At 68.8% G+C, this 22,903-nt stretch carries 22 protein-coding genes and 1 tRNA gene; 10 read left to right on the top strand and 13 right to left on the bottom strand.

Features of this window, described 5'->3' with window-relative positions:
- Positions 1–40 precede the first annotated feature (40 nt).
- Together ACIRRA_RS29310 and ACIRRA_RS29305 are read left to right on the top strand one after the other, a co-directional pair.
- Positions 41–481, top strand: a complete 441-nt coding sequence (locus ACIRRA_RS29310; protein WP_402774609.1) for a hypothetical protein — start codon at positions 41–43, stop codon at positions 479–481.
- Complete coding sequence (locus ACIRRA_RS29305; protein ID WP_402774606.1) at positions 478–1,812, top strand: ADP-ribosylglycohydrolase family protein; 1,335 nt, start codon at positions 478–480, stop codon at positions 1,810–1,812. The genes ACIRRA_RS29310 and ACIRRA_RS29305 overlap by 4 nt, the downstream gene beginning before the upstream one ends.
- Positions 1,813–1,950: 138 nt before the next feature.
- Here ACIRRA_RS29305 and ACIRRA_RS29300 read toward each other — a convergent pair whose 3' ends face one another.
- Positions 1,951–3,273: an acetyl-CoA C-acetyltransferase gene (locus ACIRRA_RS29300; protein WP_356995929.1), complete on the bottom strand. Its 1,323-nt coding sequence runs from the start codon at positions 3,271–3,273 to the stop codon at positions 1,951–1,953.
- A 205-nt stretch (positions 3,274–3,478) separates the two neighbouring features.
- Here ACIRRA_RS29300 and ACIRRA_RS29295 point away from each other — a divergent pair, with 205 nt between their 5' ends.
- Both ACIRRA_RS29295 and ACIRRA_RS29290 read left to right on the top strand, forming a co-directional pair.
- Positions 3,479–4,837: a 3-oxoacyl-ACP reductase gene (locus ACIRRA_RS29295; protein ID WP_402774603.1), complete on the top strand. Its 1,359-nt coding sequence runs from the start codon at positions 3,479–3,481 to the stop codon at positions 4,835–4,837.
- Positions 4,834–5,703, top strand: a complete 870-nt coding sequence (locus tag ACIRRA_RS29290) for a MaoC/PaaZ C-terminal domain-containing protein (RefSeq protein ID WP_402774601.1) — start codon at positions 4,834–4,836, stop codon at positions 5,701–5,703. The genes ACIRRA_RS29295 and ACIRRA_RS29290 overlap by 4 nt, the downstream gene beginning before the upstream one ends.
- A gap of 203 nt (positions 5,704–5,906) precedes the next feature.
- Here the strand turns inward: ACIRRA_RS29290 and ACIRRA_RS29285 are convergent, their stop codons facing one another.
- The 6 genes from ACIRRA_RS29285 to ACIRRA_RS29260 all read right to left on the bottom strand — a co-directional run bounded on the left by ACIRRA_RS29285 (position 5,907) and on the right by ACIRRA_RS29260 (position 14,847).
- Positions 5,907–7,511 carry an FAD-dependent monooxygenase gene (locus tag ACIRRA_RS29285; RefSeq protein WP_402774598.1) on the bottom strand — a complete coding sequence of 535 codons (1,605 nt, stop codon included), beginning with the start codon at positions 7,509–7,511 and terminating at the stop codon, positions 5,907–5,909.
- A 93-nt stretch (positions 7,512–7,604) separates the two neighbouring features.
- Positions 7,605–9,161 carry a DUF5685 family protein gene (locus tag ACIRRA_RS29280; RefSeq protein ID WP_402774596.1) on the bottom strand — a complete coding sequence of 519 codons (1,557 nt, stop codon included), beginning with the start codon at positions 9,159–9,161 and terminating at the stop codon, positions 7,605–7,607.
- A gap of 115 nt (positions 9,162–9,276) precedes the next feature.
- Positions 9,277–9,885 carry a TetR/AcrR family transcriptional regulator gene (locus tag ACIRRA_RS29275; protein WP_356995924.1) on the bottom strand — a complete coding sequence of 203 codons (609 nt, stop codon included), beginning with the start codon at positions 9,883–9,885 and terminating at the stop codon, positions 9,277–9,279.
- Between the two features lie 174 nt (positions 9,886–10,059).
- Positions 10,060–11,232 (bottom strand): glycoside hydrolase family 3 N-terminal domain-containing protein, encoded by a 1,173-nt coding sequence (locus tag ACIRRA_RS29270; protein WP_402774593.1) that lies wholly within the window; start codon positions 11,230–11,232, stop codon positions 10,060–10,062.
- A gap of 70 nt (positions 11,233–11,302) precedes the next feature.
- Positions 11,303–12,331: a phosphogluconate dehydrogenase (NAD(+)-dependent, decarboxylating) gene (gene gnd / locus ACIRRA_RS29265; protein ID WP_402774591.1), complete on the bottom strand. Its 1,029-nt coding sequence runs from the start codon at positions 12,329–12,331 to the stop codon at positions 11,303–11,305.
- Between the two features lie 689 nt (positions 12,332–13,020).
- A complete protein-coding gene (locus ACIRRA_RS29260; protein WP_402774868.1) occupies positions 13,021–14,847 on the bottom strand; it encodes an acyl-CoA dehydrogenase in 1,827 nt (608 codons plus the stop codon).
- Between the two features lie 298 nt (positions 14,848–15,145).
- Here ACIRRA_RS29260 and ACIRRA_RS29255 point away from each other — a divergent pair, with 298 nt between their 5' ends.
- The gene (locus ACIRRA_RS29255) at positions 15,146–15,751 is read left to right on the top strand and encodes an alpha/beta family hydrolase (protein WP_402774588.1); all 606 of its coding nucleotides are present in this window, start codon (positions 15,146–15,148) and stop codon (positions 15,749–15,751) included.
- Positions 15,752–15,764: 13 nt separating this feature from the next.
- Here ACIRRA_RS29255 and ACIRRA_RS29250 read toward each other — a convergent pair whose 3' ends face one another.
- Complete coding sequence (locus tag ACIRRA_RS29250) at positions 15,765–16,337, bottom strand: TetR/AcrR family transcriptional regulator (protein ID WP_357011764.1); 573 nt, start codon at positions 16,335–16,337, stop codon at positions 15,765–15,767.
- Positions 16,338–16,413: 76 nt separating this feature from the next.
- Here ACIRRA_RS29250 and ACIRRA_RS29245 point away from each other — a divergent pair, with 76 nt between their 5' ends.
- A complete protein-coding gene (locus ACIRRA_RS29245) occupies positions 16,414–17,304 on the top strand; it encodes an SDR family NAD(P)-dependent oxidoreductase (protein WP_402774585.1) in 891 nt (296 codons plus the stop codon).
- Between the two features lie 12 nt (positions 17,305–17,316).
- Here the strand turns inward: ACIRRA_RS29245 and ACIRRA_RS29240 are convergent, their stop codons facing one another.
- From ACIRRA_RS29240 to ACIRRA_RS29225, 4 genes are all read right to left on the bottom strand, one after another.
- A complete protein-coding gene (locus ACIRRA_RS29240; protein WP_402774583.1) occupies positions 17,317–18,042 on the bottom strand; it encodes a class I SAM-dependent methyltransferase in 726 nt (241 codons plus the stop codon).
- A gap of 112 nt (positions 18,043–18,154) precedes the next feature.
- Positions 18,155–19,261, bottom strand: coding sequence for a DUF4185 domain-containing protein (locus tag ACIRRA_RS29235; RefSeq protein WP_402774581.1), 1,107 nt, complete (start codon positions 19,259–19,261; stop codon positions 18,155–18,157).
- 156 nt (positions 19,262–19,417) lie between these two features.
- On the bottom strand, positions 19,418–20,176 hold the full coding sequence (locus tag ACIRRA_RS29230; RefSeq protein WP_402774578.1) for a crotonase/enoyl-CoA hydratase family protein: 759 nt from the start codon (positions 20,174–20,176) through the stop codon (positions 19,418–19,420).
- Positions 20,177–20,185: 9 nt separating this feature from the next.
- On the bottom strand, positions 20,186–20,965 hold the full coding sequence (locus ACIRRA_RS29225) for an alpha/beta fold hydrolase (protein WP_402774576.1): 780 nt from the start codon (positions 20,963–20,965) through the stop codon (positions 20,186–20,188).
- A 102-nt stretch (positions 20,966–21,067) separates the two neighbouring features.
- On the opposite strand from ACIRRA_RS29225, the gene ACIRRA_RS29220 reads away from it, so the two are divergent.
- From ACIRRA_RS29220 to ACIRRA_RS29205, 4 genes are all read left to right on the top strand, one after another.
- On the top strand, positions 21,068–21,292 hold the full coding sequence (locus ACIRRA_RS29220) for a hypothetical protein (RefSeq protein WP_040862373.1): 225 nt from the start codon (positions 21,068–21,070) through the stop codon (positions 21,290–21,292).
- On the top strand, positions 21,279–21,575 hold the full coding sequence (locus ACIRRA_RS29215; RefSeq protein WP_357011754.1) for a hypothetical protein: 297 nt from the start codon (positions 21,279–21,281) through the stop codon (positions 21,573–21,575). The genes ACIRRA_RS29220 and ACIRRA_RS29215 overlap by 14 nt, the downstream gene beginning before the upstream one ends.
- Before the next feature lie 50 nt (positions 21,576–21,625).
- Positions 21,626–21,958, top strand: coding sequence for a hypothetical protein (locus ACIRRA_RS29210; RefSeq protein WP_402774572.1), 333 nt, complete (start codon positions 21,626–21,628; stop codon positions 21,956–21,958).
- Between the two features lie 138 nt (positions 21,959–22,096).
- Positions 22,097–22,519 carry a hypothetical protein gene (locus ACIRRA_RS29205; protein ID WP_402774569.1) on the top strand — a complete coding sequence of 141 codons (423 nt, stop codon included), beginning with the start codon at positions 22,097–22,099 and terminating at the stop codon, positions 22,517–22,519.
- A 74-nt stretch (positions 22,520–22,593) separates the two neighbouring features.
- On the opposite strand, the gene ACIRRA_RS29200 is transcribed toward ACIRRA_RS29205, so the two are convergent.
- Positions 22,594–22,667 (bottom strand) — tRNA-Gly (locus ACIRRA_RS29200).
- Between the last annotated feature and the right edge of the window lie 236 nt (positions 22,668–22,903).

Genomic DNA, 22,903 nt, shown 5'->3' with positions numbered 1-22,903 from the left:
GTCGTTGGAGCAGGGCCCGAACGAGGGGTGGATTGTGCGGTTGGACGAGCTGACGACCCCGCAGGAGTGGGCGCGTGTGTATCGCTCCCTGTTCGGTCTCCCCCACGTGCATGTGACAACACCGGGTTTCGTGGTCCTACCGCTGGTCGACACCATCGCGGCGCTGAACACCCCGGAACCCTTGGGGGCCTTGATCCTTGACGAAATGGTCAGTCGCGGTGTGGCCGGCCCCGTGCTGGTGCGCGACAAGCCGCCGCGCCGCACCTTCCTGGCGGTCTTCGACGGCTATCCTTCCGACGAGTGCCTCGAGGTGCTCGAGCGCAACAGCGTCGACATCGGCCCGCATCGCAGTAATGTCATCCTGCCCACCGGATTCGGCCGTCACACCCATGAGGGCCGCTGGTGGGCGCGCGTGCCACAGCGCGAAGAATCCCTGCCCCTGCTCTCCGAGGTGGTCGCGGCCACCCAGGCGGTGTTGTGACCATAGAGTCGGCCTTCTTCGGCCACCATGAGGCCGATCCGCGCGCCCTGCTGTACTACGAATGGTGTCAGCGCGCCGAATCCGGTTACGCGGTCGACGATTTCGCGGAGGAAGTGCGCGATCTCACGCATACCGAGCAGGCGATTCCGGGGGCCTGCTGGCGGCTGCTGGATCGGGTGGAGCGGGCGCCGCGACTGCCGGACTGGCCGTACACCGAGTGGGTGGATGCGCCGTGGCGCACGAATCAGGCTGACACCGAAGAGGATTCGGTTCCAGCGTTGGGGGAGCCGGAGCTGCTGGACCGCATCCACGGCGGCTGGCTCGGCCGTTGCACCGGCTGCACGCTGGGCAAACCCCTGGAGAACGGCTTCGTCTGGACACCCGCGCGCATCCGTGGGTATCTGGAGGAGAACGAGGCATATCCGCTGCGCGACTACGTCCCCGCCGCCGACCCGCTGCCGCCCGAGGCCAACGGCCGAAGTTCCTGGCGCACAGCCACTCTCGGCCGTATCGACGGCTGTCCCCGCGACGACGACGTCGACTACCCGATTCTCGGCCTGCACCTGCTGGAGCAGCGCGGGAGGTCGTTCACCCCCGACGACGTCGCGGCCCTGTGGCTCGAGCACCTGCCGTTCCAGCAGACCTACACCGCCGAACGCGTCGCCTACCGCAACCTCATCGACGGTTTCGCCCCGCCCGACACCGCCACCTACCGCAACCCCTACCGCGAGTGGATCGGCGCGCTCATCCGCGCCGACATCCACGGCTACACCCACCCCGGTCAACCCCGCCGCGCGGCCGCCGCGGCGGCCCGCGACGCCTCGATCTCCCATGTGGGCAATGGTTTATGGGCTGCCATGTGGTCGGGTGCGCTGATCGCCGCCGCCTTCACCGCCCCCGGACCCGCCGAAGCGCTGGCCGTCGCCGACTCGGTCATCCCCGCCCGATCCCGCCTGGCCCGGGCTCTGGCCGAGGTCACCGACCACCACCGCGGTGGCATGTCCTGGGACCGGGCCGTGACCGCCATCCACACCCGCCACGCTCACTACAACTGGGTCCACGCCATCGGTAACGCCTGCCTCATCGCCGCCGGATTGCTCTGGGGCGAAGGCGATTTCACCCGCACCATCGCCCTCACGGTCCAGGCCGGCTGGGACACCGACTCCAACGGCGCGACCGCCGGCTCGGTGGTGGGCATCCTCACCGGAGCCGCCGCCATCCCCGCCCACTGGACCGCGCCGTTCCATGACACCGTCCACAGCTCTGTCACCGGCTACGACAGAACCCGCATCTCCGACCTGGCCCGCCGGACGCTGAATCTGGTGAGCTGAAACCGAATTGGGTCGCGGAGGTGGTCCCCGACAGCGGCGAGGGCAGTGCCCGGCCGGGCACCGCCCTCGATACGGAAACGGGGGTTGGGGGCAATGCCCCCATCCTCCAAGGGGTTCAGGGGCGTGGCCCCTGGTGAACTACCGCTCGACGATGGCTACGACGCCCTGGCCGCCCGCGGCGCAGATGGAGACCAGAGCGCGGCCGCCACCCTTCTCGGCCAGCTGCTTGGCGATCTGGGCGATGATGCGGCCGCCGGTCGCGGCGAACGGGTGGCCCGCGGCGAGCGAGGAGCCGTTCACGTTCAGCTTGGAACGGTCGATCGAACCGAGCGCGCCGTCCAGGCCCAGGCGCTCCTTGCAGTACTGGTCCGACTCCCACGCCTGCAGGGTGGCGAGCACCACGGAGGCGAAGGCCTCGTGGATCTCGTAGTAGTCGAAGTCCTGCAGGGTCAGGCCGTTGCGGGCCAGCATGCGCGGCACCGCGTAGGTGGGGGCCATGAGCAGGCCGTCGGGGCCGTGGATGTAGTCCACCGCGGCGACCTCGGAGTCCACCAGGTAGGCCAGCGGCGAGAGGTTGCGGGAGGCCGCCCACTCCTCGGAGCCCAGCAGCACCGCGGACGCGCCGTCGGTGAGCGGGGTGGAATTGCCGGCGGTCATGGTGGCGTCGCCCAGCTTGGTGCCGAAGACCGGCTTCAGGGTGGCCAGCTTCTCGATGGTGGACCCCGGGCGCAGGTTGTCGTCGCGGGTCAGGCCCAGGAACGGGGTGACGAGGTCGTCCATGAAGCCGCGGTCGTAGGCGGCGGCCATGTTCTTGTGCGACAGGTAGGCCAGCTCGTCCTGCGCCTCGCGGGAGATGCCGAATTCCTTGGCGGTGATGGCGGCGTGCTCACCCATGGACAGACCGGTGCGCGGCTCGGCGTTGCGCGGGATCTCGATGCCGACCATCGAGGGACGCAGCCGGCCGACGAGCTTCACGTAGTCGGAGTTCTTCTTGGCGCGGTTGGCGTCGAGCATCCACTCGCGCATGCCCTCGCTCACGCCGATCGGCGCGTCGGAGGTGGTGTCGGTGCCGCCGCCGACGCCGTTCTCGATGCGGCCCAGGGCGATGCCGTCGGCCACGGTGACAATGGACTGCAGGCCGGTGCCGCAGGCCAGCTGCAGGTCGTGGGCCGCGGTGTAGGGCGACAGGGTGGAACCGAGCACGCTCTCGCGGATCATGCCGTGCTCGCCGACGCGCTTGAGGACCGCGCCGCCGACGACCATGCCCAGGCGCTCGCCCTGCAGGCCGAATCGGGCGACCAGGCCGTTCAGGGCCGCGGTGAACATGTCCTGGTTGGAGGCGTGGGCGTACTTGCCGTCGGAACGAGCGAACGGGATGCGGTTACCGCCGAGGATGGCAACCGGGCGGGCCTGCTTGGTGGTCTTGGCCGCGGCCTTCGCCGAACGGGCTTTGGTGGTCACTCGAGTCTCCAGTGTCTCGTCGGTGGGATTTCCGGCACGCGCGATCGCGGTGGATGCGCGCCACTCGGTTTACATTAAACTTACTCTGGAGTAAGTTAATTGTCGACACCGTACCCCGCACATGTGCGCAACACCGCTCCCGAGGCCGGTGCGCAAGGCCCGAGCGGGCGAGGACCACTCACCCACACAAGAGAAGGTAGGAAACGTGGCTGCCAGCAAGAGCAAGGGCGCTCCCAACCTGTACGGATCGTTCGTTCACTCCGCGCCGGGCGCTTTCCTGGCCTCGAAACTGGGCCTGCCGCAGCCGGAGACGCTGCGTCGCTACAAGGCCGGCGAGGCCGCGCTGCCCGGCCCGGTGCTGCTGGGCGGCAAGGGCCGCGTCGCCGACGCCGTGCGGAACCTGCTCAGCGACTACACCTTCGTGGATGCGGTCACCCCGGGCGTGAAGTTCGGCGCGCTGGTGTTCGACGCCACCGGCATCCGCACCATCGAGGAGCTGCAGCAGCTGTTCGAGTTCTTCCAGCCCGCCATGCGCAGCATCGCCGCCTCCGGCCGCGTGCTGGTCATCGGCACCACCCCCGAGCTCACCGAATCGGTCGACGCCCAGATCGCGCAGCGCGCGCTGGAGGGCTTCACCCGCTCGGTCGGCAAGGAGCTGCTGCGCGGCGCCACCAGCAACCTGGTCTACCTGCACCCCGAAGCCGCCACGGCCGCAACGGGTCTGGAGTCCACCCTGCGCTTCGTGCTGTCCGGCAAGTCGGCGTTCGTCGACGGCCAGGTCTTCCGGGTCGGCAAGGACGACTCGACCGCCCCGGCCTCCTGGGACAAGCCCCTGGAGGGCAAGGTCGCCGTGGTCACCGGTGCCGCCCGCGGCATCGGCGCCACCATCGCCGAAGTCTTCGCCCGGGACGGCGCGACCGTGATCGTGGCCGATATCCCGGCCGCCGGCGAGGCGCTGTCGGAGACCGCCAACAAGGTCGGCGCCACCGCGCTCGCCCTCGACGTCACCGCCCCAGACGCCGCCGAGAAGCTGGCCGCCTTCGCCACCGAGCGCTTCGGCGGCATCGACATCGTCGTCCACAACGCCGGCATCACCCGCGACAAGCTGCTCGCCAATATGGACGAGGGCCGCTGGAACTCGGTCATCAACGTGAACCTGGCCGCGCCGCACCGCATCACCGAGGGCCTGGTGGCCGCGGGCGCGCTCCGCACGGGTGGCCGGGTCATCGACGTGTCCTCCATCGCGGGCATCGCCGGCAACCGCGGCCAGACCAACTACGGCGCCTCCAAGGCCGGTGTCATCGGCATGGTGAACGCCGAGGCCCCGAAGCTGGCCGAGCAGGGCATCACCATCAATGCGGTGGCCCCCGGTTTCATCGAGACCGCCATGACCGCCGCCATCCCGCTGGCCACCCGCGAGGGCGGTCGCCTGCTGTCCTCGCTGCTGCAGGGCGGTCAGACCGTGGACGTCGCCGAGACCATCGCCTACTTCGCCTCCCCGGCGTCGAATGCGGTGTCCGGCAATATCGTTCGCGTCTGCGGCCAGGCCCTGATCGGAGCATGATGACGCAGACCATCAACCTCACCGAGGTGCCCAAGAACAGCGGCCTGTTCGTCAAGGCCGCCCTGGGCGCGCTGCCGGTGCCGGGTCTGTCGGCCCGCAAGCCCGCCCTGCCGGACCGCAGTGTCCGGCTCGAGGGCTTCAAGGTCGACCCGGACCAGCTCGCCGCCTACTGCCGGGCCACCGGCCTGCGCTTCGGCGACGCGCTGCCGCTGACCTACCCGTTCGTGCTCAGCTTCCCGCTGGCCATGCAGCTGGTCGTCGCCCGCGACTTCCCGTTCGTGGCCGTGGGCGCGGTGCACGCGGAGAACGTCATCGAGCGCACCCGCGAGATCTCGGTGTCCGAGCCGCTGGACTTCGAGACCCACATCGAGAACCTACGCGAGCACGCCAAGGGACTGCTGGTGGACGCCGTCACCGAGGTCAGTGTGGGCCGGGAGCTGGTGTGGCGTCAGGTCACCACCTTCCTGCACCAGCAGCGCACCTCGCTGTCGGGCGGGCCCAAGCCTGAGCCCAAGCCGGACGAGGTGCCGCCCCCGCCGCTGCGCGCGCTGCGCGTCGATCAGAAGATGATCAACCGCTACGCGGGCGCCTCGGGCGACCACAACCCGATCCACACCTCGGCGATGGGCGCCAAGGCCTTCGGGTTCCCGAAGCCGATCGCGCACGGCATGTGGTCGGCCGCCACGGTGCTCGGCGCGCTCGAGGGCCGGATCCCCGACCGGGTCACCTACGCGGTGAAGTTCGGCAAGCCGATCTTCCTGCCATCCACGGTGAACCTGTACGCGAACCAGGTGTCCGGTGGGTGGGACTTGTCCTTGAAGCACCCGAAGAAGGGCTACCCGCACCTGACCGCTACGCTGCGCTGAAACCTCGTAGCGCGGGTTGCGTCGAAAACCCACGCTGCGAGGGAGTGTCGAGCCTGACACCCGAGGATTCGGCCGGACCGCCGTACGGCGGTCCGCCCGACGGGGGTGAAGAGCCGCACACTGTTTCGTATTTCGGATGTCGCCACGCAGGGGTTTCTACATCCGGCCGAAACAGTGTGCGGCTCTTGTATTTCCGGAGCGAGTCAGGCGATGGCCGAGCGCATCGGCGCATTGCCGGCGTCCACCAGCAGCGCCAGCACATCACCGAGCCAGTCCGGAGTCAGCCCGGAATCGGGACCGGCCGCGATGTGGTGATCCGGCCGGACCAGCAGGGCCTCGCCCGCGGACAGCCCGGCATGCGTCGCGAAGTCGGCGGCGGGCAGGGCGTGCACGGCCAGGTCGATACCGGTGGTGCGCTGCGCCTGCGCGGCGGCCGGGCGCCACGGCCCGGCCGGACCCGCGACCAGCAGGGTGAAACCCGGGCCGCACAGGTCCAGGGTGGAGGTGGTCCACCAGCCGGCGTCGACGCACCAGTGCGGGAGGCGGGTTCCCGTCCGACCCTTCGGAGTCGCGACATGCGAGGCTGCGCCGGACACGGTGAGGACGGCTGTCGAGGCATAGCGGTAGCGGGTCATCACCGTCCCCATATCCAGCCTGCGGGCCAGATCGTCGGCATTGCCGGGGGCTTCGATGCCGTAGCGGGTCCGGAAGTCGGTGCCCAGACGTGACTGTTCGACCGCCACTTCGGCGCGCGGGCGGCGCTCGGCCGCATAGGAATCCAGCAGGGCCGGACCGGCGTTCCCGTGCAGGGCGGCCGCCAGTTTCCAGACCAGATTGTGCGCGTCGGCGACACCCGTATTGCCGCCGTAACCGCCCCAGGGCGCGTGGCGGTGCGCGGCATCGCCGACCAGGAAGACCCGATCGCGACGGTACTCGTCGGCCACGAAAGTGCCGGTGTCCCAGGCGCTGCGGGCCAGGATCCGCACGTCGAGATCGGCTGCGCCGACCATGGCGCGAATGGCCCCGATACACCGAGCGTCCGGCCAGTCGGCGGGCGATTCGGTGGCTGGGTCGTATTCGATGTGGAAGGACCATTCGTCGGTGTTGTTCTTGGACAACACGAGTCCGCGCACCCTCGGGCCGGTGATCTCGCACTGGCTGAAGCCGCGGCCCTCGAGCAGGCCGGTGAGATCGGTGCGGGCGAACACATTCAGGTAGTGGTGGGTCGGCGGCAGCTCCCGGCCGGTGATTCCCAGCGCCCGGCGGATCGGACTCCCCGCACCGTCCGCCGCGATCAGATAGTCGGCCCGCAGCAGCGACCGCGCACCCGAGGCGTCCCGCAGCAGCGCGGCGACACCCGTCCCGTCCTGCTCGAATTCCACCAGCTCCGTACCGAATCGGAGGTCGCCGCCGCGCTCCCGGGCGGCCTGCGCGAGCACCGGTTCGAGCTGCACCTGCGGCAGGAACACGAACTGCGACGGACTCGGATCCGCGGCCGCCATCGCCGCGCCCAGCCCCGAAAGATCCAGCGATTCCGCGGTCCGTACCGACTCGCCGGTCCACGCGCCACCGAACTTCCCCGCCTTCAACGCGCTCGCCGCCGCCTCCAGGATCTTCGCCTCGACCCCGGCCTGCCGGTACATCTCACCGGTGCGGGTGTGCAGCCCCCGCGAACGCGGCAGCGGCGAGGCGGTCGCGCGCCGCTCCACCAGAACATAAGGGACGCCGTGGTATTCGAGGAACAATGCGGCGGACAACCCGACCAGACCGCCGCCGACCACCAGAACCGGAACATGTGCCGTTGTCATGCCCCCTAGCCTGGGCACGACCGCTTGCACGCCCCTTGCACGGCGATCACACGACGCAGCAGGTGCGCTCGCGGCGGACTCGGCTCGGGGCGTTCAGCAGCTGCAATCGCATCCGCAGCAGTCACAGTCGCAGCAGTCGCCGTCGCAGCAGTCGCAATCGCATCCGCCGCAATTGCAGTCGCAGCAGCCGTGGCCGTCGCAGCAGCCGCCACCGCCACCCGCGGCGTGGTGATGGCCGCCGCCGCAGTTGCTACAGCAATCGCAGCAGTCGCAATCGCAGTGATCGATCCACGGCTCCTTGCGATGCCCGCTGCACGGGCCGGTGTGCCACTTGAAACATGCGTACCCGGTGCAGTACTGGGTGCCGATGATCCCCAGACCCTCGAGCAGGCTCGGCCGCTGCATCGGCGGTCCTCCCGGCCCGGGCGGCACCAGCCCCGGCTGTGTTCGATTTGCCCCTCCGCTTCGCTCCGGGGCGGGTTCGCGGCCCCGAAGTCTCGATTCTTCCCTCCTCCGCTCCTCCGCTTCGCTCCCCCGCGCTTGGCCGCGAACCTTTGAGCGCTGTTTCAGCGGGTGCGGTCCTGTTTCCCTCCGCTTCGCTCCGGGCGGGTTCGCGGCCCCGAAGTTCCGATTCTTCGGCGGCTGAAACTGCGGCTCCGAGCCGGGGTACTGCGGTCTGCCGAGCCCGGGATAGTGCGGTCCGGGACCCGGCTGCCAGGGCTGCCCGCCGCGCGGTGACGCCCCGGACGCCGCCGCGGAGTGCGTGCCACAGGTGTGGGTGGTGTAGGTGTGCGCGATGCCCACGGCCCGGCCGAGTTTGCGAACCACGCCTCCCAGCGGGTCGAGCAGGATCCAGCAGACCGTGGCGGCGCGGTCCAGAGCGACGCGGGCGAGGGCCGCGCGCAGGAGTGAATTCGATTCGGCGACAAGGGCGTGCGCCTGTTCCGGGGTGGTTCCGGTGGCCGACAGCGGGTTGAAGTGGCCCTGGGCGTTGTCCGCGTCGAGGTCCTGCAGTGCGTCGGCCAGGTGCGCGATACGGCCGAAATGCCATCCCGCCTCACGTAGCGCGTCGGCATTCTCGGGCCGGTTCGCGAGAATCGCGGTGTGCGCGAACAATTCCGCCGCGCAGAGCTGGGTCGGAGCGGTCAGCTCGTCGAGGGTGCTCTCGGGTGAATTCTCCAGCCGCAGCTGTGATTCGATCGCGGCGATCAGCGGTTCGACATCGAGGCCGAGGGGTTCGGCGGCCGCGCGCGCCCGGGCGTGCCACCGGGTGGAGACGCGGGTGAGCGGGCGGCGCGCCAGGCGGTGGGCATCGCCGTCGTCGACATGGTCGCGAATCTTGGCCCCGCCCAGCAGCAGTGAGGCGGTCGCGGCGAGGCGCACGCCGGGCGCGTCGGCGGCGACCACTTCGGCCCGGCGCATGCCGCGCAACGGGCAGGGGCCCGCGCCGGTGTGGGCGGACGGCTCGGATTGCTGTGCTTCGGTGAGTATTTCGAGGACGATGGCATCGGTATTGGTCGCCGCGCGCGCGAGCTGGCCGTGGCCGTCACGCAAACCCAGGCAGAGACCGCACAAATGGGTCTGCCAGGCCGACGGGGCGATACCGTGGCGCGCCGCACTGTGCGCACAAGGCTCGAGCAAGCCGAACAACGACGATCCCCATCCCCGGCCGAATCGGCCGTCCTGCAACACGATCGCAGCGAACTGTGGCAGGCGAGAGGCGTGGCGGCAAGTCGGCCGGGCGACGGACAGCCCGGGCGTCGGGTCAGACCGGTTCGGTCTTCTTCTTGCTGCCGGACAGACCGCGCCAGGCCAGATCGTCGAGTAGGTTCACGGCCTCGGCCATATCGATCTGCCCGCTCGCGACCCGGTCGGCAATGGCCTCGCCCGCGCCGATCACAGCCACCGACACCACCTCGAAATTGGTGCCCGGTTCGGCGTATTTGGCGCTGGATTCGAGCAACTTGGCGGTGAGTTCGATGACCCGGTCGCGGCTGTTGGCGATCTCGGAGGCGAAGGGCTGCTGGCCCAGCGCCTGCCGGTAGAGGACCTGCCAGGACAGCCGGTTCTGGTCCACGTAGGACAGGAAGGCCTCGAGGCCCGCGCGCAGCTGCTCGTGCGGGGTGAGCTTGGGATTGCCCGCGACCGCGACCGCCTCGATGAACCGCATGCTCTCGCGGTGGATGCAGGCGCGGAAGAGCTCGTCCTTGGACCCGTAGTAGAGGTACAGCATCGGCTTGGAGATCTTCGCCTCGGCCGCGATGGCGTCCATGGAGGTGTCGTGGTACCCCTTGCGCGAGAAGACCTCCACGGCGGCGTCGAGCATCTGCTGCTCGCGCACCGCGCGAGGAAGCCGTTTCGTTCCGCCTGCCATTCACTCTCCTAAAACCGGACAGTCGACGCTCTCGACGAGCGTCGAAGTCCCTATCTTACTCCATGGTAAGTTCCGCGAGCGTGAATTGCCGGTCATTCGCCAATGCCGCGCTCAGCAGCGCTTTCGCGCCGCGGCGCGCCGATCCGCGAGATGTGCTCGAAACCGGAAGTTTGCTCAGCAGTGCGGCGCGGAGCCCTTGAACTTTGCCATGCGCAGCACCGAGGCATCCACCTGGGCTCCCGGTAGGCGGCCGCCGTTGACCGCGTCGACGAGCCGGTCGAGCACCTTCGGCACCGCGTCCGTGGTGATCCACAGCGCATTGTCGGCGCCCGCGATCAGGGCGGCCTCCACCGCGTCCTCGATGCTCATGCGGTTGGCGATGGCCGCCATGCCGCCCAGATCATCGGTGAAGATGACGCCGTCGAAGGGTGCTGCGCCGTAGCCGGTGCCCTGCCGCAGCAGTGCCATGGCCTGCGGGCTGATGCTGGCCGGCACATTCGGGGTGGTGAGCCCGGGTACATCCAGGTGGCCGACCATGACCGCCGCGCCCGAATCCACCAGATTCCGGAACGGCACCAGGTCCTTGTTCTGCAGCTGATCCAGCGGCGGGGTCTGCACCGCGCCGGTGTGCGAGTCGCCCGACCCTGAACCATGGCCCGGGAAGTGCTTCATGACGCTGCCCACGCCGGCGTCCTTGAAGGCCCGGATGAACGCGCCCGCGTACTGCACCACCACGTCCGGGTCGTCGGAGAAGGAGCGATCGCCGATCACCGAGTCGTCGGGCTGGCTGCTGACATCGGTGTCGGGCGCGAAGTCCACGGTCACGCCCAGCGCCTTCAGCTTCTGCGCCCGGTCCAGGCTGAAGGTGTAGAACTCGTCCGGGCTCATGGTCTGCGCGATCACCCGGGCCGAGGGCGCGGCCCCGATCAGGTCCTTGGCGCGCGAGACCCGCCCGCCCTCCTCGTCGATGGTCACCATGAGCGGTGTCCGCGAGGCCTTCTGCACGGCGTCCACCTGGTGCTGGGCCAGCATGGCCTTGTCGGTCCAGCTGCCGATGAAGATGCCGCCGATCTGCTCGGTCTTCACCACGTTCTCGGCGTCGGCCTCACCGGTGACGCCGACGGTGAGCAGCTGCGCCAGCTTCTGCCGCAGGGTGAACTGTGACAGGTAGCCGGCCGCGCAATCCTGCTGCGCCGGAGCCGTGATCGGCGGTGCGGTGGTGGTGCTGCTGCTGCTCGGGGATCCGCTGCTGGTCTGCGCGGATCGGGTGGACGAGTTGTCGCCGCTGGAACAGCCGGACAGCACGAGTGCGGTCACCGCGATGACGATCCCCGGTACAAGGCGCATGCCCCGACCGTAGCCGGAGTCCTTCGATCTCCCGCCATCGACACCGGGTGTGCCACCGCGCGTGGCGTATTCACCCCTGCGGTAGCTCATGGTGACCGCCGAAGGCCTGGCGCATGGCAGAAAGCACCTTGTCGGCGTAGAGCCCCTCGCCGCGGGAGGAAAAGCGCTGGAAGAGGGCCGCGGACAGGACGGGGGCGGGCACGCCCTCGTCGATGGCGGCATCGAGGGTCCAGCGACCCTCGCCCGAATCGGAGACGCGGCCGCCGAAGGAATCGAGGTTCGGGTCGGCGTAGAGCTCGGCGGCGGTGAGGTCGAGCAGCCAGGAGGCGACCACCGAGCCGCGCCGCCACACCTCGGTGACCTCGGGCACGTCGATGTCGTAGCGGTAGTACTCGGGATGCTCGAGCGGGGTGACCTCCGCGGAGTGCTCGCCGTCCTGGTGCTCGCCGACATCGGCCCGGTGCAGGATGTTGAGGCCCTCCGCGTAGGCGGCCATCGCGCCGTACTCGATCCCGTTGTGCACCATCTTCACGAAGTGGCCCGCCCCCGCGGGGCCGCAGTGCAGGTAGCCCTGTTCGGCGGTGGAGGGCGTACCGGTGCGGCCGGGGGTGCGCGGCGCGGCGTCCACGCCGGGCGCGATCGACCTCAGCAGCGGGTCCAGGTGGGCGACGGTGTCGTTCTCGCCGCCGATCATCAGGCAGAAGCCGCGTTCGAGCCCGAACACGCCGCCCGAGGTGCCGATGTCCACGTAGTGGATGTCCTTGGCCCGCAGGGCCTTCGCCCGGGCGATGTCCTCGTGGTAGCGGCTGTTGCCGCCGTCGATGATGATGTCGCCGGGTTCCAGCAGCCCGGCCAGTGTGTCGATGACCGCGCCGGTGGCGCCCGCCGGGATCATGACCCACACCGCGCGCGGGGCGGTGAGCATGGCCACGAACTTGGGGAGTTCGGTGCTGCCCTGGAAACTGTCGCCGAGTTCGGCGGAGAGTTCCTCGATGTGCTCCGGGTGGCGTTCGTAGCCGACGGCGGTATGCCCGTCCCGCACGATCCGGCGCACGATATTCGCGCCCATCCGGCCGAGTCCGATCATTCCGAGCTCCATGAGTGGTCTCCTCGCGTCGTACGGTTCCGATCCGTCTCGATTGTCCCAGCGGCGGGCCGCGAAATTTTTTCCATTCGGGCGGAACGGGTGTGTAACGCCCTCGAATGGGGTGTCGATACAAGGGATGGCTCCGTGCTGTTGCCAGACCCCCGACCCGGCAACCGCACGGAGCTCTCTTTTTGCCCTCCGGTTATCGTTGCAGAAGATTTGCTGAAGGCTGGGCGGAATGGTCATGCGCGGCAGATTCCTGGCAGTCACCACCATCTGAACTCGAAAGCTGCGTGCTGCGCTGGGATCGCCGCCGGTGTGCTGAGGGCCGCGGCGTGGATCGGACACCTCGTCGACCGGTCACTCTCGTCCCGGCATGTCCCGCATGGACAGGGACGCCACCACCCGGGCGCATCGGCAACAGTCGTGAGGCCGGTGCCCGGGAAGTTCAGGGCAACCGTTTCGGCAGCCATTGCGGATAGCGTTCTGAGGCAATCATTTTTCAGTACGACAGACGGGTACTCACATGGACTGGCTGGCTCACTTCATCCTCGGCTTCATCAGCACCATCTCTGCCTCCGCCTCGGGTGAGCACTGGTAAGCCGCCTGCGAACAAACGCCGAAAGCGATGCGGCCCGGAGAATTCCGGGCCGCATCGCTTGGTACTGGGGGTTCGGGGGCGGAGCCCCCGGGGCCCTGCGTCAGAAGGCCGCTTCGTCCAGTTCCATGATGTCGTTGTCCAGGTTGGACAGGACGGTGCGGACCGAGGTCAGCTCCGGCAGCACGTTGCGGGCGAAGAACTGCGCGGTGGCGATCTTGCCCTGGTAGAACGGCTCGTTGGAGCCGTTGTCGAGGGCGTTGATGGCGACCTCGGCCTGGGCCAGCAGCAGCCAGCCGATGATCAGATCGCCGACGGCCAGCAGGAAGCGGACCGAGCCCAGGCCGACCTTGTAGAGCTCCTTCGGGTCCTGCTGGGCGCCCATCAGGTGCCCGGTCAGGGTGGCGGCCATGCCCTGCACGTCCTCGAGGGCGGTGGCGAGCAGCTTGCGCTCGGCCTTCAGGCGGCCGTTGCCACCCTCGCGCTCGATGAACTTCTGCACCTGGCCGGCCACGTGGGCCAGCGCCACGCCGCGGTCGCGGGCGATCTTGCGGAAGAAGAAGTCCTGCGCCTGGATGGCGGTGGTGCCCTCGTACAGCGAGTCGATCTTGGCGTCGCGGATGTACTGCTCGATCGGGTAGTCCTGCAGGAAGCCGGAGCCACCGAAGGTCTGCAGCGAGTCGGTCAGGTACTGGTAGGCCCGCTCGGAGCCGACACCCTTGACGATCGGCAGCAGCAGGTCGTTGACGCGGAACGCGGTGTCCTTGTCGGCGCCCGAGACCAGCTCGGCGATGTCGGCGTTCTGGTGCGCGGCGGTGTACAGGTACACGGCGCGCAGGCCCTCGGCGTACGCCTTCTGCATGGCCAGCGAACGACGCACGTCCGGGTGGTGGGTGATGGTGACGCGCGGGGCGGCCTTGTCGGTCATCTGGGTCAGGTCGGCGCCCTGCACACGGGTCTTGGCGTACTCGAGCGCGTTCAGGTAACCGGTCGACAGGGTGGCGATGGCCTTGGTGCCCACCATCATTCGCGCGTTCTCGATGACGTCGAACATCTGCGCGATGCCGTTGTGGACCTCGCCCACCAGCCAGCCCTTGGCCGGAACGCCGTGGCCGCCGAAGGTGACCTCACAGGTGGCCGAGACCTTGATGCCCATCTTGTGCTCGACATTGGTGACGAACACGCCGTTGCGCTCACCCAGGGTGTCGGTGTCGAAGTCGAAATGGAACTTCGGCACGTAGAACAGCGACAGGCCCTTGGTGCCCGCGCCGGCGCCCTCGGGGCGGGCCAGCACCAGGTGCATGATGTTCTCGAACAGGTCGTCGGAGTCGCCCGAGGTGATGAAGCGCTTGACGCCCTCGATGTGCCAGGAGCCGTCCTCCTGCTGGATCGCCTTGGTGCGGCCGGCGCCGACGTCGGAGCCCGCGTCGGGCTCGGTCAGCACCATGGTGGCGCCCCAGTTGCGGTCGGCGATCTTCTGAGCCCACTTCTTCTGCTCATCGGTGCCGTTGTTGTAGAAGACCTGCGCGAAACCCGCACCGGCGGCGTACATCTGGGCCGGCGGGTTGGCGCCGAGAATCATCTCGCCGAGGGCCCAGCCGATGACGGAGGGGGCGCCGAGGCCACCGAGCTCCTCGCGGACCGGAACCTTGGACCAGCCGCCGTCCTCGAGGGCGCGGTAGGACTTCTTGAAGGAGTCGGGGAGGGTGACCGTGTGGGTCTCCGGGTCGAAGGTCGGCGGGTTGCGGTCACCGTCGACGAACGAATCCGCCAGTGGGCCCTCGGCCAGGCGACGGACCTCGTTCAGCATCTCCTTGACGGTGTCGGCGTCGAGGTCGCCATAGGCGCCCGCGTCGAGCAGCTTCTGGATGCCGAGGAACTCGAAGAGGTTGAACTCGAGGTCGCGAACGTTGCTCTTGTAGTGACCCATGGTCGTACTCACTCTCCATTGAGATGGGTGCGGTTCGGTGTGTGCCGTTCCCGCCCGTTAGGTCTCCACCGGGTAGACACCGTAAAGCAGCGCTACTGGCGGGTAACTTATGCGTCATGTTACCGACCGGTAAGAGGTGCGCCAAGGTCATCACGGCGGAATGTGACTGAAAGCACGCGAGTTGCCGGGACCCGGGGTTGCCGGGCCCATCGCGGCCTGGTTGATCGAGGTCCGGCGGCGGTGAGGGCCGCCGGTGTGCCGCGTGAGCCCGGTCCGTGCCCCTGATTACGGTGCCTATATGCGCATCGAGACGAGTGCCGGACCGGCGGAGGTGGAGATCGAGCGGCGCGGACGGGCGAGGCCGCGGTTCCTGCTGGTGCTCACCCATGGCGCCGGCGGCGGCGTGGATGCGAAAGACATACTGGCCCTATGTGATTCGGCGGTGGGGATGGGCGGCGCGGTGGCGCTGGTGACGCAGCCGTACCGGGTGGCGGGGCGGCGCGCCCCGGGCAAGGCCGACGTTCAGGACGCGGCGTGGCTGGAAATCATTGCGGCACTGCGGAAGAAGGTGCGCGGGGTGCCGCTGGTCCAGGGTGGGCGCAGCAATGGCGCACGGGTGGCGTGCCGGACCGCGCGCGCGGCCGGGGCGCGGGGCGTGGTCGCGCTGTCGTTCCCCCTGCATCCGCCGGGCAAGCCCGAGAAGTCGCGGCGCGAGGAGCTGCTCGCTCCCGGGGATATCGAGGTCGTCGTGGTCAACGGCGCCCGCGACCCGTTCGGCATCCCGGAGGCCGCCGACGCGACCGAGGTGCATGTCATTGCGGGACAGGCGCATTCGTATCGGGCGGGGTTCGAGGAGATCGTCGCCGTGCTCACGCCGTGGCTGGAGCGCTGGTCCGCGAGCTGAACGCCGGGCCGGGTCAGCGCGCTCTGCCCAGGTAGCCGAGAAGATCGTCAACCAGGTCGGCGGGGTCGGCATGGCCCTTGCCGTTCGCGTCGAGGTGGCCCGAGGAGGCGAGGTCGGCGGCGCCGTGGGCCAGGGCACGGACCAGTGCGGCCATCCGTTCGGTGTCCCCGCCGGGCAGGCTGCCTGCGGCCTGCGCCTGCCCGACCAGGGCAATCAGGGCGTTCTGCGCATCGCGGCCGGTTTCGGCGAGCTCGGGCGTCTCGTCGGCCCAACGGCCGAAGACGAGCTTGAAGCGGGCGGGGCGCTCCAGCGCCCAGGCGATATAGCCGTGCAGGACCCCGCGCAGCATCTCGACCGGTTCCGGGCGCTCCTGGACGATGCGGGCGAAATCCACTGCGCGCTCGGACAGTTCGCGGGCGGCAACCGCCGCGAGCAGGGCTTCCTTGTTGGCGAAGTGCTTGTAGGGCGCGTTGTGCGAGACGCCCGCGCCATTGCCGACCTCGCGCAGCGTGACGGCCTCGACCCCGCCGGCGTCGAGCAGGCGGAGTGCGGAATCGAGCAGCACGGTGCGGGTGGACGGTGGCATCGGTCCATCGTAGTCCGCGGTTGACAACGTCAACCAGCGCGCCTAGGTTGACGTTGTCAACCTCTGAGGAGTGGGTATGGACCGGGGAACAACGGCCGTCGTCACGGGCTCGACGAACGGCATCGGAGAAGCGATCGCACGACAGTTGGCGGGCATGGGAGCGGAGGTGGTGCTGGTCGGGCGGGACCGCGGCCGATTGAACGCCGCACAGGAGCGGATCCGGACGGCCGTTCCACGGGCCGTGCTGCGGGGCGAACTCGCCGACCTGTCACTGCTGGCAGACGTGCGGCAGCTCGCGGATCGCCTGCGCGACAGCCGGATCGACATTCTGATCAGCAATGCCGCCGTGGTCGCCGACCTCGGCGACCGCACGCCCGAGGGCCTGCAGCGCACGCTGGTCACCAATCATCTGGCGCCGTACCTGCTGCTGCGCACACTCGGCGAGAACCTCGCCGACACAGGACGATCCGCGCGACTGGTGGTGGTCGGGGCCTCACCGACGGCCTTGCGGCGAGTACCCGCCGACCTGGACGATCTGGGTTTCGAGAATGCGCGGGCACTCGGATTCCCGCCCAGTTTCCGGCCTTTCGTGGCCTACGGGCGCACCAAGAACATGAACGCGATGTTCGTCTACAGCCTCGCCGAGCACCTCGCGGGCACGGGCGTCACCGTGAACGGCGCGCACCCGGGCATCATCCGGCACACCGGGCTGGGCCGGGAATCCGCGCACGGGCTGCTGCGGGTCTTCGCCTGGTCGCAGTGGATCAATCCGATGCTGCCCGGTCCGGATACCGGGGCGGACACACCGGTCTGGCTGGCCACCTCGCCGGACCTGAACGGCATCACCGGGCGATTCTTCGTGCGCCGCAAGGATGTTCGGACCGCCGCGCACACCACCGACCCCGACCGCCGTGCACGGCTGTGGGCTCAGAGCGCGCGGCTCGCCGGAATGGCGGTCCGCAACTAGCGAGGGCTGCCGTCAGAAGAGGTCGAGCGAAGGCGGCTGCGGGGCCTCGAGGGCGAGCGGCTCGTCCCGGGGTTCCGGCGCGGGCCGGGTCGCCACCACCAGGGCGTCGATGGCGTCGCGATCCTCGGTGGGGCGGTGCACGCGGTCGGCGATGCGGATGCGGATATCGGGCTCGGCGGGGGACAGGTCGGCGAGGATATCGGCCGGGGTGAAGGTCCGGGCCGGATCCTGCTCGCCGCCATAGCCTTCCGTCAGATTGAGGGTGTCGTTGCCGATCACCAGCAGGGTGCCCTCGGGGGAGAGCATCTCGGTCGCGCGCAGCAGCAGGGCGCGGCGCTCCGCGGCCGGCAGGTGCAGGAAGGCGAGCAGGATGAGCTCGTAGGGTCCGGTGATGCCGGCGGCGTCCAGCCGCGTGACATTCGCGTGGATCCAATGGATGCGCCCGCGCACCGAGCGCGACAGCCGCGAGGCGACGGTCCGGCCCTTGTCGATGCCGGTCTGGGAGAAGTCGACGGCGTCCACCCGCCAGCCGTGGGTGGCCAGCCACAGCGCGTTCCGGCCCTCACCGCACCCCAGGTCCAGCACCCGCGGCAGCTCCGGCCGCGGCTCGCCGATCCCGCCGCCGACCGGCGCCCGCCGTTCCAGCCCGAAGACCTGTTCGACCACCGTGGCATTCGGAGGTGCGCCCCACACCAATTCGGTATTGGCGTAGTGCTCGTCCCATTCGGCGGCATCCATGGAGACGAGTCTATGAGCTGTGCGCCGAGACGAGTTCGGCCGCGAACGCGGAGGCGTTCGCGGCCGAGAGTCTCATCGGGTTTCAGTAGCGCAGCCCCTCAGAGTTGGTTTTCTACAGCGTGGTGTGCATCAGCAGCACGTTGTACTGGCTGTGGACCGTGGTGAGGAAGTACAGGTCACGCCCGGTCTGGTACGGGAAGATGTACGGGGCGTACGCCGTCGGCAGTTCCCGCGTGTCGATGAGCACCGACGGTGCGCTCCACGGTCCCTCGGGACTCGGCGAGGTGTACATGACCACCGAGTTCCACGGATCCGTGGTGAGCATGACGTACTGGCCCAGGTAGTCGTTCCACTGCACCGACATCTCTGCCATGCCGCCGCCGATCACCGGCTGCGCCGCATTGACGTCCTTCTGCCACTTGCCGCCGTCCCAGTACTCGTACGCGCCCATATCGGTGACCGCCCCCTCGGGGACACGGGCGACATAGGCCGGGTGGTTGCGGCCGGATGCGGTGCCGAACTCGTAGAGGAACCCGTTGCGCTTGACGAAGGCGTTCATCTGGAAGTTCGAGTTGCCACCGTCGTCGGGGCGGCGGGTGGCGGGCAGCTCCATCCAGTTCTCGCCGTTGTCTCCGGACACCGCGAGGCTGGAATAGTTGGTGGTCCACTGGCCCACGTCGTCCCAGCTCTTCACCGACATCAGGCTCATGAACTGGGTGCCGCCGACCGAGATGCCCGCGGTGGGAATGCGGCTGATCTCGATGAACGGGATCTTCGGGCTGGGGATCAGATCCCGTGCCTGGCCGAAGATGTCGCGCACCACCGAGTCGAAGTAGATGCCGTTCGCGGGGTCCTGGGTGTGTGAGCGCAGCAGGATGTTCGAACGCCACGCCCAGGTGCTGCCGACCAGCAGGTTCGGCAGGCCCAGGCCGGCGGTGTCACCGAATGCGGTGAGCATCTCGCCGTTCCCGTCGTCCCACATGATGCCCAGGTCGGTTCCGAGCACGTTGTAGTTCTGGGTGTTGTTGGGGCTGGCCATTCCGGTGACCTGGAAGACCGCCTTGGTGCGGCCTGGCAGCTGCGGCAAACCGTTCGTGCCATTCAGCACCGGAATCGGGTTGATTGCGTTCGGATTGGCTGCGGCCGGCATGGTCACGGTAAGGAGCACGGCCGTGGCACCTGCTATCGCGGAAAGCAGCAGCGGGGCGGTCTTGGTCAATGCGGTGCTTCCTCCGGGTCTCGCCGAATAATGCGCGGACCACACCGTATGTGACGGGCCGCACAATGCGTTCGACTCGCTGGCAAATTGTGAAAATGCTAACAGCGATACCCGAATTTCGGGGCTTGCAAACCGGTTTGTTTGCCGTGAATTGGCTTACTTTCCATTCCTACCACGGTCGAGCGCCTGCTTAAGGATCAGCGGCAGCTGCGTGGCGCGTTCCACGGCCAGGGTCCGGCGCACCGACGCGTGCCAGGATCGGTCGAACAGTTTCTTGGCGCTCGCCACCGCCTGCGGGGAGCGCGCGGCGATGCGGTCGGCCAGTTTCTCGGCGGCCGCGCGCGGGTCGGCGGTGACCTCGGTGACCAGGCCGATGCGCTCGGCGTAGGCGGCGTTCACCGGGTCGGCGGTCATGGTGAGCAGCAGCGCCTGATCCAGGCCGATGAGCCGGGACAGGGTGGCCGCGCCGGTCATGTCCGGGATCAGCCCGTGCTTGGCCTCCATGACCGCGAACTCCGAATCCGGTGTGACGAACCGGAAATCGGCGGCCAGCGCGATCTGCAGGCCGCCGCCGTAGCAGCGCCCGTGCACCACGGCGATCACCGGCTGTGGCAGTCGCCGCCAGGCCCAGCAGGCCTCCTGGAAGGTGTTGGTGCCGCGCCACGGCAGTGGGATGAAGTTGCGCACGACGTCCAGCGGGTTGCCCATGGCTTTGGCGATATCCAGACCGGAACTGAAGCTGGGGCCGTTGCCGGACAGGATGACGGCGCGGATATCGGAGCGCTTCCCGATGATCCCGGCGACCCGGACCAGCTCGTTCAGCATGTCGATGGTCAGGCCGTTGTGCTTGTCGGGCCGGTCCAGGGCCACGTACGCCCGGTCGCCGTCGAAGGTGAGGGAAACGTTGTGGCTCACGGTCTTTCCTTATCCGAGCTGGTCCAGGAGCAGGCGTGTGCAGCCGGCCGGATCGTCGCAGAAGGGCGTGTGGCCGCTGCCGTGCAGGGTGACGTGCCGCGCGCCGGGCAGTTCCGCGCGAGCGCGCCGGGACTGCGTGGCGTACGTGAGCAGAATGTCACGGTTGCCCCAGGCGATGGTGATCGGGATGTCGCCGAAGGCGGCGTGGTCGGGGAGCCGGAAGTCGGTGAAGGAGGCCAGCGCGGCATCGAAGCCCGCCGCGCCGAGCAGGCCCTCGACGGTGTCGACGGCCACCCGGGCGTCGATCGCCCAGGGCTTGCCGAACACCAGACCGAGGAAAGTGGAACGGCCGACGGCGTTTCCGAGCACCGCTGGCACGGCCGGGTGCAGCACCCTGGAGAGCTGTTTGGCGCGGCCCAGCGCCTGCTGGCACCAGACGCGGCCCGCGGTGTCCCAGAAGGCGATGGGGGAGTAGGCGGTGACCGAGCGCGCGAGGCCCCGCGCGGCCAGGTCCAGCACAATGCCGCCGCCCATGGAATTGCCTGCCAGGTGCGGATTCTCGATGCCCTCGGCGGCGAGGAAATCGACCAGGGCATCGGCGAGGGTGGAGACGGTGGTGTGCTCGAGCGGTGCGCTGTCGCCGAATCCGGGCAGGTCCACCGCGATCACGTCGAAGGACTCGGCCAGGGCGCCGATGATCGGCTCCCACGCCTGCCAGCGGCTGCCGACGCCGTGCACGAGCACGAGGGGGTCGCCGCTGCCGGTCCGGTAATGGTTCAACTGCGTCATGCGCGACTCTCCCCTGTCCTGGTCCCTGCGAGTCTCACCCTACAGTCGTTGACGTGTCGCCAACAGGCGGGAAAATTCCCCGCCGACGGTACGATAAAAGGTATGGCAACCCGGAAAGTGACACTGTCGCTGGACGAGGCGGCCTGGTCCTATGCACAGGATGCCGCCGCCCGCGCGGGCATGTCGCCGTCGGCGTGGATATCCCGCGCCGCGCGCCGCGAAGCCGTGCGGCTGGGGTGTGGCCCGGTGCCGGACCCGGTCGAACTCGCCGCGGCCGACGAGGCGGAAAAGCTTGCCGCCGAAAAGGAGCTGCGTGCGCAGGGGTGAACTCTGGGTCTACCACCCGCACGGCACCACCCGAACCCGCACCATCATCCTCATCTCGAGCGACGGCATCAACGAGTCGCCGCGCCCCTGGCTGATCGCCGCCGAGGTCGAGGCCGGGGATCCCCAGGACATCCTGGCCGTGCCCATTCCCGGCCACGGCTGGGTGCACGCCGGCAATCTGGGCCGCATCTATCGTGGCTGGTTGGACCGTCGCATCGCCGAAGTCGACACCGAAACGGCCGAGCGAATCGACACAGCGCTGCGCGCCGCCATGGATCTGTGAGAGGGTGCCTGCGGCAGTTCTCCCGTCGAACCTCGAGAGTAGAGGCACCAGTGCGCATTTCCTTGTTGGCCGCCGTGCTCGTCGCGCTTCCCCTGCTGGCCGCGTGCGGCGGCAGCGGCGACAAGCCCGCCGATGTCACCCAGGCTGATGTGTCCAAATCCCTGCAGGCCGGCGGTCTCGAAGCCAAGTTCGCCGACTGCGCCGCGAAAGTCTTCGTGGACCAGGGTATTTCGCAGGACGGACTGCGTCGCATGATCAAGAACGACGCCAAGTCCGGCAATGTGACGGATATGGAGTCGGCCGGCATGAGCAAGGACGACACGGACAAGGCGCAGGCCGCCGCCACCAAGATCGTCACCGCCTGCATGCAGTCGGCGCAGTAGCGCTGCGGTCGCAGCGGAGCGCGATCGCCAGAGGTCCTGGCGGCCTGCGGTTTTCGATCTCCGCTTGTTAACTCCCGGGTGCCGGTGTGCAATCTCAGAATCGACCGGGATCGGCCCGGCGTCCGGGAGGGATCACAAATGCGGAAATCCGTCGTCGTGGTGGCGCTGCTGGCGCTGCCGTTGCTGTCCGCGTGCAGCAATGACCAGAAATCGGCCAACCCCGCCACCACGACCGCGCCGGCGGTGACGGCCACCTCGGCGGCCGTGACCAGCGTGTCCGGCGCGCCCGCCACCTCGCCCGGGGCGACCTCCAGCCCGGGCGGCAGCGCGCTGACCGCCGACCAGATCTCGAAAGCCTTGCAGGACAAGGGCAAATTCAGTCAGCAGACCGCGGACTGCGTCGCCAATATCTACCTCCAGGAAGGCCTGTCCGACAGCGGCATCCAGAAGATCATCGACAGCGCCAACGGCACCAACCCGGCCAAGGTCAGCCTCGGCACCGAGGATCTGATCAAGGCGGGAAAGGCCACCAGGCGAATCGCCATGGAGTGCGTCAAGTAGTGCTGTGACATATCGGAAAGCCATGCGTGTGACATGCGGAAAGGCCCCCGTCCATCGGACGGGGGCCTTTCACGTGGAGCCGGTGACGGGAATCGAACCCGCAATTCGACCTTGGGAAGGTAGCGTGTTGCCACTACACCACACCGGCGCGGTCCTGCTTGCGCACGCGACTCTATCAGACCACTTCTCTCCCGGTGCAACTTCTCGGAACTCCTCGCAGGTCGCGGGCGGAGTGAGCGCGGGTGTGTCGGGCGCCGGGTCGTTCCCCGTGTCGTGGACGACGCGCCGAAGATCGCGAAGCTCTTTCGCGGAAGCAGCCAGTTCCGCCTACGGGCGGTCGTAGACTGGCCCGCAGGGTCGAAAACCCGTCCACCACAGGAAGTT

This window comes from Nocardia sp. NPDC101769, assembly GCF_044766925.1.
In the GTDB taxonomy this organism is placed as follows: Bacteria; Actinomycetota; Actinomycetes; order Mycobacteriales; family Mycobacteriaceae; genus Nocardia.
This window is presented reverse-complemented; position numbering and strand designations above follow the sequence as displayed.

What these genes read in the sequence shown, in the direction of transcription:
- ACIRRA_RS29245 (WP_402774585.1), top strand. Translation starts at nt 16,414, where the DNA reads ATGGACCGGGGAACAACGGCCGTCGTCACGGGCTCGACGAACGGCATC.
- ACIRRA_RS29240 (WP_402774583.1), bottom strand. Translation starts at nt 18,042, where the DNA reads ATGGATGCCGCCGAATGGGACGAGCACTACGCCAATACCGAATTGGTG.
- ACIRRA_RS29205 (WP_402774569.1), top strand. Translation starts at nt 22,097, where the DNA reads ATGCGGAAATCCGTCGTCGTGGTGGCGCTGCTGGCGCTGCCGTTGCTG.
- ACIRRA_RS29260 (WP_402774868.1), bottom strand. Translation starts at nt 14,847, where the DNA reads ATGGGTCACTACAAGAGCAACGTTCGCGACCTCGAGTTCAACCTCTTC.
- ACIRRA_RS29275 (WP_356995924.1), bottom strand. Translation starts at nt 9,885, where the DNA reads ATGGCAGGCGGAACGAAACGGCTTCCTCGCGCGGTGCGCGAGCAGCAG.
- gnd (WP_402774591.1), bottom strand. Translation starts at nt 12,331, where the DNA reads ATGGAGCTCGGAATGATCGGACTCGGCCGGATGGGCGCGAATATCGTG.
- ACIRRA_RS29285 (WP_402774598.1), bottom strand. Translation starts at nt 7,511, where the DNA reads ATGACAACGGCACATGTTCCGGTTCTGGTGGTCGGCGGCGGTCTGGTC.
- ACIRRA_RS29250 (WP_357011764.1), bottom strand. Translation starts at nt 16,337, where the DNA reads ATGCCACCGTCCACCCGCACCGTGCTGCTCGATTCCGCACTCCGCCTG.
- ACIRRA_RS29270 (WP_402774593.1), bottom strand. Translation starts at nt 11,232, where the DNA reads ATGCGCCTTGTACCGGGGATCGTCATCGCGGTGACCGCACTCGTGCTG.
- ACIRRA_RS29255 (WP_402774588.1), top strand. Translation starts at nt 15,146, where the DNA reads ATGCGCATCGAGACGAGTGCCGGACCGGCGGAGGTGGAGATCGAGCGG.
- ACIRRA_RS29225 (WP_402774576.1), bottom strand. Translation starts at nt 20,965, where the DNA reads ATGACGCAGTTGAACCATTACCGGACCGGCAGCGGCGACCCCCTCGTG.
- ACIRRA_RS29220 (WP_040862373.1), top strand. Translation starts at nt 21,068, where the DNA reads ATGGCAACCCGGAAAGTGACACTGTCGCTGGACGAGGCGGCCTGGTCC.
- ACIRRA_RS29290 (WP_402774601.1), top strand. Translation starts at nt 4,834, where the DNA reads ATGATGACGCAGACCATCAACCTCACCGAGGTGCCCAAGAACAGCGGC.